The sequence below is a fragment of the Pseudomonas brassicae genome (genome assembly GCF_010671725.1).
Classification (GTDB): domain Bacteria; phylum Pseudomonadota; class Gammaproteobacteria; order Pseudomonadales; family Pseudomonadaceae; genus Aquipseudomonas; species Aquipseudomonas brassicae.
Genome location: NZ_JAAHBU010000128.1, coordinates 37,777 through 49,849 on the forward strand (window position 1 = coordinate 37,777; position 12,073 = coordinate 49,849).

The 12,073-nt window shown below is 61.4% G+C and carries 6 protein-coding genes and 2 pseudogenes; all 8 read right to left on the reverse strand.

The genetic code is table 11. The annotated features are described in order from the left end of the window. Window positions 1-61 precede the first annotated feature (61 nt). Window positions 62-553 (reverse strand): glycosyltransferase family 2 protein, encoded by a 492-nt coding sequence (locus G3436_RS10665; protein ID WP_163944562.1) that lies wholly within the window; start codon window positions 551-553, stop codon window positions 62-64. Further along, window positions 540-1,661, reverse strand: a complete 1,122-nt coding sequence (locus G3436_RS10670; RefSeq protein WP_243667099.1) for a glycosyltransferase family 2 protein — start codon at window positions 1,659-1,661, stop codon at window positions 540-542. Before G3436_RS10670 ends, G3436_RS10665 begins: the two co-directional genes overlap by 14 nt. Continuing rightward, window positions 1,622-3,247 carry a TIGR00180 family glycosyltransferase gene (locus tag G3436_RS10675; protein WP_338001238.1) on the reverse strand — a complete coding sequence of 542 codons (1,626 nt, stop codon included), beginning with the start codon at window positions 3,245-3,247 and terminating at the stop codon, window positions 1,622-1,624. Before G3436_RS10675 ends, G3436_RS10670 begins: the two co-directional genes overlap by 40 nt. After that, on the reverse strand, window positions 3,141-6,707 hold the full coding sequence (locus G3436_RS10680) for a glycosyltransferase (RefSeq protein ID WP_163944571.1): 3,567 nt from the start codon (window positions 6,705-6,707) through the stop codon (window positions 3,141-3,143). Before G3436_RS10680 ends, G3436_RS10675 begins: the two co-directional genes overlap by 107 nt. 85 nt (window positions 6,708-6,792) lie before the next feature. After that, the gene (locus G3436_RS10685) at window positions 6,793-8,361 is read right to left on the reverse strand and encodes a flagellar hook-associated protein 3 (RefSeq protein ID WP_163944574.1); all 1,569 of its coding nucleotides are present in this window, start codon (window positions 8,359-8,361) and stop codon (window positions 6,793-6,795) included. 13 nt (window positions 8,362-8,374) lie between these two features. Continuing rightward, window positions 8,375-10,413 (reverse strand): annotated as a pseudogene (flgK, locus tag G3436_RS10690) (flagellar hook-associated protein FlgK). 10 nt (window positions 10,414-10,423) lie between these two features. After that, window positions 10,424-11,628: pseudogene (gene flgJ, locus G3436_RS10695) on the reverse strand (flagellar assembly peptidoglycan hydrolase FlgJ). A 10-nt stretch (window positions 11,629-11,638) separates the two neighbouring features. After that, window positions 11,639-12,073: flagellar basal body P-ring protein FlgI (locus G3436_RS10700; RefSeq protein ID WP_178116404.1), on the reverse strand; the 435-nt coding region annotated here is incomplete at its 5' end.

Sequence of the window (12,073 nt, forward strand, 5' to 3'; positions counted from 1 at the left end):
GGCGATAGCGCCAGGCGCGAGCCGCTGTTGCAGAGAGGTCAAGTGCCTTCAGAGGGGGCGATCAGCGTACCGCAGCGGCACCTGCAACCGTGAACCCTCGCCCGTGCCGCGACAAATGTCGACTGTAGGCCGGGTCAGCATCGATAAGCGCCTGCCACTTGTCACACATGGCACGCTGCTCGGCCAGGAAACGCTGTTGTTTCTGTGCCTGGGTCGCCGGGTCGACTTGACGCTGGCTGACACTGCCTTCGTGCAACAACGTCGCATGCGGCGTCCACACCACAAGGTAGCCGAGTGCGCCCACCTTCAGACACAGGTCGACATCGTTGTAGGAGACTTTGAACGCCACCTCATCAAGCCCGCCCACCGCCTTGTAGAGTGAAGTACGGATCATCAGGCAGGCGGCTGTTACCGCACTGTAGTTCTGGTCGCAGTGGGTACGATTCATGTAGCTGCTGGCCGTGGGCTGAGAGCCGATGAACGGATGCTCGGCAGGCCCACGCAACCCGAGTACCACGCCCGCATGCTGCAATGTGCCATCAGCGTGCAGCAATCGCGCCGACGATCCCGACTTCCGGACGTTGCGCGTGATTGAGCAGTTCGTCCAGCCAGTCACCCTCGGTGATTGCGGTGTCGTTGTTCAGCAGCACCAGGTATTCGCCACGCGCCTGCTCTGCGGCCAGGTTGTTGATGGCCGAATAGTTGAACGGGTGCGGATAGCGCAACACCCGCAGTTTCGGGTTCGCCATCGACTCCAGGCCCTGCAGCCACTGCAAGGCTTCGGGCGTTTCGCTCTGGTTGTCGACCAGCAGGATTTCATAGTTGCTGTAGCGCGTACGCTCAAGCAGGGTTTCGACACAGCGTTGAACCATCGGCAACTGATCCTTGGTAGGGATCAGGATCGACACCAGTGGTCGCTCGGCATGACCATAACGCAGGTGATAGACGCGTGGCCGCGACTGCAGCACCACGGCGTTATTGAACCCGCGGTTGACCAGATGGCGACGCAATACCCCAATTTCATCGCGATTGAACTCAACTTCGTCCGGCTGGGCAGTGAGCAACGGCGTGTCGATATGACCAATACCCTGCATGCCGCCCTGCTCGATCAGGCGCATGATCAGGTCGAATTCCACCGCCTGCGGGAACTGGCCGCTATAGCCACCGACCTGGAAGAACGCGTCACGCTCGATCAGCCAGTGCCCAGCCATCATGCGAGGCTGCGACAGCAACAGGTCGAGATTGAATGATGGGCGCAGCCACGAGTCGAGCGTGCCATCGGCGAGCTTCTGCAACTCATCGCCATACACGGCACGGCAACCGGAAACCTGTTGCAGATCATGTGCAACCTGCAGCAAGCCGTTTGGCGCAAATTGCACGCCACTGCGTGCCAGCATGACCCAGTTCCACTCGGTTGCCTCAAGCAGTTGCATCAGCGGCTGATGCCAGCTGCTTTCCTGCACCTGCAGAAAATGCACACGATCGTGCAGCGATGTGGCAACCGGTGGCTGCACAGTGGTCAACACCACCAGACGGAAGCGCTTGTAGTGCCCTTCGAACAGACTGTCGAGCGAGACTTGCAGGCGCTCGATATCACCGTCCAGGTCCAGCAGCACAATTCTCAGCAGCGGACCACCACCTGCATCCTGCAACGCCTGCAACTGCTGCTCAGGGCTGCTGCGCCCTGCTCGTGGAGCACTGCATGCAAACGACCCGACTGACTGTTGCCGAATACGTCGTCAGCCCCTTGCAATCGCTGACGCCACTGCGCATAGCGCTGTGCCTGCTCACTGAGCCCCGCGCTGACAAGGCATTGCTCAAGCGCAGCCACCAGTTGTGCATTGAAAGGGTAGGCGTCCAGGCTATCGAACAATTGCGCCTGAAGCTGATCGGCGGGAATGAATGGCAGGCGCGCGAGCAGTTCGGCCTGTGCAAGCAGCGTCGACTCCAGCTGTTTGCGCTGCAGTGGCGAGCATGGCTGGAACTGAACCCGCCACTCGATGGCTTCCAGGGCATCGAAGAATGCCGTCGTGTAGAAGGGCAATGCAACAAACTGGGTGGGCTGAAAATGCCATTCAGGGCGCAAATGCGAAGCGGACCAGTTACACCGCAGGATTTCCCTGAAGGCCATCGAACGCTGCTCACGCAAACATTGTGCAATGCCATCCAGCGTACGTTCGAGCAGCTCGACGCGACTTGATCGCGCGTCCTCCTCGAATGCCTCTGGCAAATCGGCAAGCGCGGCCACACACAGTTCGCGTACAGGCTCAGCGGCGCCGTCCTGCCCTGCCAGGCGCTCGCCCAATGCACCATAAGGCTGAGTCTGGCTGCGATCGAGCTCGGCAACTCGGAAGGCTACCGGCAACAGCCGCGCCCTGGCCTTGCCCAGCATGAACAACCCATGCGCCAGTTCGAGCCCGTCGCCTCCCAGCGTCGCCGCAGCCGCAGACCAGCTGCGCACCAGTTCGGTACGGCATACGGCATGCAGCGTCGGGATGAAATGTTCGGCAAACGCACCAAGGCGCTCTGCGGCAGTGGCCTGCGAGCAATCCTCAGGCCCCTTGCGGTCGCGTACGTAATACTTGGTCTGCGCGCCGACTGGCGATTGCATCAAGGTGTAGCCATGGCACAACCCGTACTCGGCATTCTGCTCCAGGAACGCCAGGCTCTGGGCCAGGCCATCGAACAGCAGGAAGTCGCTGTCGGGCACAAGCACCATGTAGGGCGTTGTAACCTGCTCCACTGCCTGACGCAGTTTTTCCCCGTCACATTGCCCCGCCAACGGCGGTGCGTGGTGATAAGCCACGGCTGGAAACTGTGCCCGGACCTCGCTGGCAGGTTGCGCCGAGGTGTCGACGACAATCAGCGAACAGGCCAGGTCACTGTAGTAGCGCAACGTGCGTCGCAGGTAGTCGGGGCGATTGTGTGTGAGCACCACCAGGGTCAAGTGATTAGCCAGTGAAACGGGGACTTGGGGCTGACGGTCTTGCATGTGTGAGTTCACCTGTACGGCACCACGTGCCGATGGAAAAATGTGCCGCCTGGGGCGTTTTTTTGGCAATAAGCGCACTGTGTGCAGGAACTGCGCCAACGGCAGGCGCAAAGGCAGCGGTGGCGCAATGGCACCACCGCGCGGAGCATCAGTCCGCCAGCCACCCCCAGACCCAATGCTGCAGGTTGTCGGCACGCAACACGTAATCGCGCAGCACCGCCTCACGCAGTGCATCGCCCATACGGTAACTGGCATCGGGGTCGGCCAGGTGCATGCGGATTGCCGTCAACCATTCTTGCGTACTGTTGCTGTAAACCCGCGTACACGGCAGGTCACTGCGGTAGGCTTCGGTGTCGGTGCACACGACCGGGTAACCACAGGCACCGTACTCCAGCAGCCGCAAGTTGCTCTTGCAGTCGTTGAAGACATGAAACTCGAGCGGTGCAAGCGCCAGGTCGAGATTGAGGCTGGCCAGCTTGGCCGGATACTGATCCAGGCCGATCACCGGATGAAATTCGTGGATGTAAGGTCGCAGCTTGTCCGGACACATACCGAAGAACACCCACTCGACTTCGTCAGCCAGTTCGCGCACCACCTCGGCAATGATTTCCAGATCACCCGTGTGGCTGGTACCGCCGCCCCAGCCTACGCGCGGCTTGGCGGAGGTCGCGCGCTGGCCGCGCAGCCCGTCCCACAGGTGCGCCGCGAGCATGTTGGGTACCACCCGAATGTCCTGATGCATGCCGCTCAGCATGTTGGCCAGCGCCTGGGTAGTCACCACCACCCGGTCGCAATTGGCGATGCCGCGACGCAACTGCGCCTCGGTATCCTTGGGTTTGTTGCGTGCATGGGTGTTCTTGACGGGGGCCTGGAGTACATAGTCATCCATCTCGAAGATACGCCGGGCATTGCTGAAGGTCTTGAGCCGCACAATGTCATTGACCGAGTCTTCGGTATGGCGCAGCTGCAGAATCAGTACATCCGGGTCCATGCGCGCCAGCTCGACCACTGACGGCGACTCGTGGCTGACACGCCCCACCACCCGCCCTGCCGCTTCAAGCTCCAGAAATGGCTGGATCACTCGATAGTGCCCGACGGCCGAGGAATTGACGGGCAAACCGAGCACAGCAGGCAGCGAGCGCGAACACAATGGATTCCAACTGCCCCGAACACTTGGTTCCAGGGCAAAGGAGGCACTGGCCAGGCTCAGATTGGGGTTGTATGCCGGATCATTGACGACCTTGGGCAACCAGCGCAGATAGAAGTCTTCCTGCTGCTTGCGCTGCTGGGTTTCAGATGCCATGCGCACGGCCACCGGCGCTCGCACCACCGTCGAGTATGGCGTCCACACGAGCAGGTAGCCTTGCGTCGATGCACGCAGGCAAAGGTCCGCTTGGGCCAGATTGCCGTCGAACATCGCCTCGTCCATCCCGCCCAGATTGTCGTAGAGCGACTTGCGCACCATCAGGCAGTCAGCGCTCAGGGCACTCCAGTTCTGCGCCACCTGCAACCGTTGCATGTAGCCTCGGCCATACCCGGGCTCGCCGGGCATCACATCACCGACCCCGTTACCGACACCCAGTACCCGACCGGCATGCACGATCTTGCCCTGGGGATCGAGCACCTTGGCACCCACAAGCCCCACCTCGGGCCGGGCCGCATGATTGACCAGCTCCGCCAACCAGTCGCCAGCGACGATTTGCGAGGCTGGCGAAAGCAACAGCAGGTATTCGCCACGGGCTTGATCGCCGGCAACATTGAGCAATTGCGCTGCGCACGTGGCGCCGCTGGGGTACAGGACACGCAACAACCCGCCGGCCACCTGCCCCATGGCGTCAAGCCAGGTGCGCATATCGCCAGTGCCAGTGTCGCTTGCGACGATCAGTACCTCGTAAGGTGCGTAGACGGTACGCTCCAGCAATCCCTGAATGCAGGTTTGAAGTGCCAGAAGATCAGCACCTGCCAGAATGATGACGGACACCAGCGGTGCGCACGCCAACGGGTAATCGATACGGTTGAGCAAGGCCAGCTCATCGTGGCGAATGCGATGCTCCACACCAAGCCGTCGAAGGTGCGCAGCCACCACCGTTGCGTTGTGCTCGACGACCTGCGGCAGCGACAGCCACTGCGCAAAGCTTAGCGTCGACTCCAACTGAACTTCCGCGATGTGCTCGACCGCCTGTAGCCCTGCCGATTCCACCACACGCCACAGCAGGTCATGGGGGGCCAGTTCGTCGAACGCCACATCGAACCCGCCCAGGTCGGACGCGACCTGACAGTCGAAGGCCAGCGCACGCCCGACATACGGGTAAGCACGCATCAGGTCCAGGTTGAACGCCGGCTTGAACACCGGCTCGGTCGACTCGCCTTCCAGCAGTGCACCTTCATCACTGTAGATACATGCCACCCCTGGCAGCACCGCGATGCGCTCGGCCAGCACCAGCAGCGCCGAGGCACCGAGCACGTCACCCGCCCGCAAAAGATAGACCCAGTCGCCCTCAGCGGCCTGCGCGATCAGCCCATTGAGCGAATCGACCCATGACGACTGCAAGGCCAACGGGATAATGCTGGCGCCAGGTAGCGCGGGGCCATCTGACAACAATGTGATCGGGGCCGCCGCATACTGCTGCTGCGCAAGACTGTCCAGTGTCAGTTGCACCCCCGCCGGATCGTTATGCTCATCCAGAATCACCGGCAAGACACGCGGCTGCCGGGGCCACGCGGCGATGGTCTGGGGCATCAGGCGCAACTGACTATCGCTGAACCGCCGACAGTCGAGCCACTGCCGATAGAACTGGGCATAGCTTTCGCAGTCGCTGCCCACACGCCCCTGCAAGCGCGTTTGCCAATTACCGAGCACCCGCACCAGGCACACCTCCTGCCATTGGCGAGGCAACTCGTGCGCCTGGGTCAACGCCACATAACGCACCCAACCATGGGCCGGGGCATGTTCGCCGGTACGCGATGAAAGCATCTGCATCAGCCACCGCCACTCGGTCTTGGCCAGCTCACGCACCGCAGGCTGCTTGCTCAGGCGGTCGGGATGCAGGCGTTCCACCGCCAGGCTGCTGTTGAGCATGACCATATTGCCGCGACGCAGCAGGCAGATGAACAGCGCCTGATCGAGCAGCGCAGTAAAGCCCTCGCCTTCCTGGGTCAGCGCATCCAGCCATTGCCGAGCATCCGCGGTACGCATCAATGCCGCCGCAAAGTTGCCCAGAAAGCTGATGGGCCGACCATCCAGGATCGACAGCATGTCATCGCCCTGGTACAGACTGTCGAACATGGCAATGCGCAGGTTCTGCAGGCGCATCGGCAAGATGAAGTTATCGGCGTCACTCAACAGCCGATGCGCCAGCACCAGGCTCACATCGGCTTGCTCGCAAAGCACCTGCGCCTGCTGCGCGATACAGTCGCTGAAGAGACGATCATCGTCGCACAGGACTTTGACGTACTCGCCACTGGCCAGTGCCAACCCCTGCACCAGGTTGCGCTGGAACCCCAACTGGTGAGGGTTGCGTTGATACCGCACGCGTGCACGTTCCTGGCCATCAAATGAATCAACGATGGCCTTAATCTCGCCATCGGTGCTGTCATCGCAAACCACCACCTCCAGCTGCGCATGGGACTGCCCCAGAGCGCTCTGCAGGGCACTGGCAAAAAAACGGGGGCTGAAGGCTGGAATGACAATACTGACGAGCGGAACTGTGGTCACGGTGCAAGGCTCTTGAACAAAGGGCGCCGGCCATTAGCTGGCGCGGCGCCCTGAAATCATGGGACTAAACGTGCGCGGAGCGCACTCAGAGGCGGTTGAACAAGCCCAGTCCGGCAAGCTTGCTGAACGCCAGTTGCGAGGCTTGCAACATGTTCTGCTGCAGGTTCAGACGAATCAGTACTTCTGCCGCATCGGCATCACGGATCGAGCTCTGCGTCACCGTGTTGGCCGCCTGCAGTGCCTCGTTGGTTTCCGCCTGGACGTCCAGTGCGGCACCGCGTCCACCGATCGAGCTGATGGCTTCCGAGACCTTGTCCGAGCCACTGGCAAGGTTGGCGATGGCCGAATCGAGCGATGCCTGGAACGCTTTCCTGGCCGCCGGATCGCTGTCCACCGGTGTCAGCAACGCCTTGCGAAACGCCTGGATGGTATCGAGCACGTTCTGGTTCTGGTGGTTGTTGACTTGCACCGAGAACTGGTCGCCCGCCTGTGGCACACCAGCGAACGTGAAGTCGACGCCCATCACCCGCGACGGGCTGACGGTGGTATCGCCACTGCCCACTGGACGGCTGTCTGCCGTCATCGGCTGTGCATAGACGTCGTACGTGGTGCCGGTCTTGAACTTGATGATCGCACCACCACCGGGGAAGGCGGCGTCATAGGCAGCCTTGTCGCCGATCTGCACATTGCTGATCTGCGCATCGGACGGATTGCCGGCGCTGCGCGTACCGTCAATGCTGTCAGGCTTGGAGCTCAGCGTGATCTTGTGGCCGGCGATCGCAGCATCGTAATCGGCCTCATCGCCCGGCTGGAAGGTGATACCCAGGCGCAAGTCGACACCACGGAACGACACCATGCCATTGAGGCTTTTAGGGTCGAACTTGCCACCGTTGGTGGCTTCCAGCGTTACGTCAGGGCCTGTCCCGTTGTTCGAGAGGATCTTGAACTGGGTGCTGCTGGTGAACTCGATCACATACGGCTCGCCGCTGCGGAATCGATCGTTGTAGGCCGAGTTGGCGCCCACCTGACCGTTCGACAGGTTGATGCGGCCATCATCCGGAACCGGCGTGGAGGTCTGGCTGCGACTGGTGTTGAGCGCCTGCTCGAACACGCTGTAGCCACTTTCATTGGCTGCCACGATGAGTGCATCACCCACCTGCAGGTTGGTCGTGCCCTGATCACCCTTGTAGCTGTAGGTGCCATCGGCATTGCGCTCGAACGGCTGGGTATCGCCACGCGAGCCGGCGAAAATGTACTTGCCGTTCTCGTCACGGCTGTTCATCAGGCTGAACAGCTGCTCTTCGAGCTGAGCCAGCTCCTGGGCATTTGCCTTGCGGTCGTTGTCGGTCATGCCGGGGTTGCCGGACCCGATCGCCAGTTCCTTTACGCGTGCCAGCACGTTGGTGACACTGTTGAGCGTAGCTTCGGAGGTACTGAGGCTGTTGCGCACGTTGGTGATATTGCCGCTGTACTGATCGATCAGCCCCTTCTGCTGCTCCAATTGCAGCAGGCGCGCCGCCCCCACCGGATCGTCGGCGGCCGTGCGCACGCGCAGCATGTCGCTGGACTGCTGCTGCGACTCGACGGCCTTGGCGAAGTTGCGCTGATAGTTCGAGGTACTGGTCTGGTAGAACTGGGCGGTAGAAATGCGCACGGTCTACGTCTCCTTAAAGGCTGTTGATCAGCGTGCTGAAAATTTCCTGGGCGATCTTGATGATCTGCGACGAGGCCGTGTAGTACTGCTGGAACTTGATCAGGTTGCCGGTCTCTTCGTCGAGGTCAACCCCCGACACCGCGGAACTGGCGGCAATCGCCGACTTCTGCAGCGCACCGGTGGCATCGCTGTCGAGCTTGGCCTGGGCGGTCTTGCCACCCACGTTTTCGACCAGCTTGCCGTAGGCATCGTTGATGCTCACGCCTTTGCCGTTCGCATCCATGCCCACTGTCTGCTTGGTTTGCAGGTCGATCACCGACTGCGCGTTGCGGTTATCGGCCGAGCCGGCACCGGTCAGGCTTATGGTGTAGTTGTCACCTTCCTTGGGGGCACCGGTGACACTCATCTCGAAGCTGAACGTCTTCTGCGGCGAACCAATCGGCGCGCCAAGCGAGTCGACCATCGGCACATTGATCTGCAGCTTGTTTTCCTGCCCGGGAATGATGGTGCCGCCGCCAATCGGATCGCCCTTCGCGTTGTGCACCGTATAAGTCTGCGGGGTGACGCTCGCATCGCCAAACACCAGCTTGACCGGGGTCGAATACTTGAGGCCGGTCTCGAGTTCGAGCCGCTGCGTCGCATCGTAGATATCGAGCTGCGTGGTCAACGTTGGCTGCCCGATGATGCCGGTGCCCTGGTTGCCCGAACCACTGGTGGCAGAAAGCGGTGCCGCGAGTGCAATACGCTTGGGATCGGTCAGGACCGTATCAATACTCGCAGCGGCACGCGCGTGGGCGTGATCTTGAACGAATCACCTGTGCTGGGCAGGCCACCGTTCATGTTCAGCGTGAAACCATCGATCACCGGAGGTGGTGTCTGGTCCAGCTTGAAGGCGCCCATATCGGTGCCTTCAGGCAGCTTCTTGATCGTGTAGTTGTTGTTGTCGCTGAACGTGATCTGGTAATCGCTGGTGCTCAGCTTGCCGCTGTCTGCGATGGTCACATCCAGATTGCCGGTGAGTGGGTTGTTACCCGCCTTGGCGATGCTGCGCTGACTGATCAGCGCGGCACTGTTGATGTCGTTGAAGATGGACGCACCAAAGTTACCGTTCTTGTCGATACCCTGGGCCATCTGGCTGTTGATCTGGTCTGCAACGACCAGGGCGATACGACCGAGCTCGTTCAGTGCAGGATCAAGCGTCTCGGTACGGTAGCTCAACAGGCCACCGATCTCACCACCGCTGATGCTGTTGGTGATATCGATTTTTGTGGTACCGCGGTTGAGCACCAGATTGGAACGGGTCGGATCGGTAGGGCTGACGACGGTGTCCAGGGTATTGGTGGTTTTGCCAAGCACCAGTGACTGGCCATTTTTGAGGTAGACGTCAAGGTTGCCCTCACGCTCGACCACATCCACGCCCACCAGTTCGCTCAGCTGACGCACCGCTTCGTTGCGCTTGTCGAGCAGCTCGTTAGGGCTGCCCTGCACCGCCGACACGCGGGAAATCTGGTCATTGAAACTGGCGATGGTGGCCGTCAGGTTATTGACCTGGGTGGCCATCGACGACAAGTTGCCGTTGATATTGGAGTTCTGCTGGTTCAACTGCGCGGCAATCGTGTTGAAACGCTTGCTCAGTGCCTGGGCGCTGGTCAGCAGCAACTGTCGAGAGGCGTCTTCGGACGGCTTGGCCGCCGAAGTTTGCATCGCGGTAAAGAAGCTCTGCAGGGCGCCGGTGATGCCGGTGTCCTTGTCCGACAGCAGTTTGTCGGTGGGGGTGATCTGGTCGAGGTAGGCGTTGGCCTCGCTGTTCAGCGAGTTGGTGGTACGCAGCTGGTTTTCCAGAAAATTGTTGTACACACGGCGTACGTCGGCCAGCGTGGTGCCAGTGCCGATGAACACGTGGCCTTCCCGGATCGAGGCCTTGGAGTTCTGAATATTCTGCTGGCGCGAGTAACCAGCGGTATCGACGTTAGCGATGTTGTTACCCGTGGTGTGCATGCCCGATTGGGCAGCGCTGGCACCGGATAAGCCGATATTGATCAAACTCGCCATAATTCAAACCTTATAGTTTCGTTGTAGTAGCGACAGCCGCGTAGCTCTCGTACGACTTCATCTGTTTTGCGATCTGCGAGATCTTGCTGGCGTAGTCCGGGTCAGTTGCGTACCCGGCCTTCTGCAGTTCTCGCACAAACTGTTCAGGCTTATCGGCCGCATTTACCGCATCTTTATAGCGCGCATTGTTTTGCAGCAGGCTGACCAGGTCGTGGAAGCTGTCCTGGTACGAATCGTAGGAACGGAACGCTGCCGTTTCCTTGACGAAACGACCGTCGCGAAATTCGCTGGTGATCGCGCGCGCCTGGTCACCCTGCCAGTTGCCAGTGGCCTTGATGCCGAACAGGTTATGGCTGCTGCTGCCATCGGCCTGACGCATGACCGACTTGCCCCAGCCGGTCTCCAGGGCGGCCTGGGCCACCAGGTAGCGTGGGTCGATACCGATGCGCTTGGCGGCCTGCTCGGCCATCGGCAGCATGGTGCTGACAAACTCGTCACTGGAGTCGAAGGCACGTTTGGCCGGCGCCAGCGGTGGCTGCGCCACGGCACGCCCATAGATACGCATGGCGCCCGGCGCAGCGAAGGTTTGCGCCGCGCCCAGTCACCCTTGACCAGCGCATCGGTCGCGGCCGTGGTGCGCTGGGGCAAGGCTGCCGTGTTGGTGGTGGCTGCATTGCCCCCAGCGGCCGGTACGATACCCGCCAGCAGGCGGTCGGTAAGCTTGCCCGGCAGGGCCAGGCGCCGCGAATTGAGGGCCGCCATGTCGTTGCGTTGCGTGGTCGCGGTGGCGTCACGGGCCGGGTCGGCGACCTTGGCCGCCCACAGGCTGCGCTGCTGAATATCGACCCGCGGGAACGGGCTGCTGGCGCTGGCCGTGGCGTTGCTGGCCTTCTGCTTGGACAGCTGGCGCATCAACACGTCCTGCAGACCGATGCCGCCGCCCTCGCGGGACATGCTCACCGCCAGTTGCTGGTCATACATCTGTTGATACTGCTTGGTGGTTTCGGTGTTGAGCGGGTTGTCCTTGGCCAGCACATCGCTGGCCGAACGCATCGACTTGAGCATCTCGTTGAGGAACAACGACTCGAACTCCTGCGCCACCTTGCGCAGGTTGGCGTCACTGTCGCGATCGCCGACCTTGAGCGAATTGAGGCGATTGAGGTCGGTGTAAGCGCCACTGTCGGCGGCGCTGATGCCGCTTTTAGGCATATCCATGGCCAGCCCCTCAGATCACGATCAGGTCGGCTTGCAGGGCGCCGGCCTGTTTCAGGGCTTCGAGGATCGCCATCAGGTCACCGGGGGCCGCGCCCACCTGGTTGACCGCACGCACGATCTCGTCAAGCGTGGTGCCGGGGCCAAACTTGAACATCGGCTTGGCTTCCTGCTCGGCGTTGACCCGCGAACGCGGCACCACGGCCGTCTCGCCATTGGAGAACGGGCCGGGCTGGCTGACTATCGGGTCTTCGGTGATGGTCACCGTCAGGCTGCCGTGGGTGACCGCCGCGGGCGACACCTTGACGTTCTGGCCGATCACGATGGTGCCGGTACGCGAGTTGATGATGACCTTGGCCACCGCCTGGCCCGGGTCGATCTCCAGGTTCTCGAGGATCGACAGGTAGTCGACGCGCTGGCTGGGGTCGAGCGGCGCAGTGACCCGCAC

Excerpts from the sequence above, each read along its gene's own strand:
- G3436_RS10675 (WP_338001238.1), bottom strand. The coding sequence starts at position 3,247 with ATGCCAGTTACCGTATGGGCGATGCACTGCGTGAGGCGGTGCTGCGCG.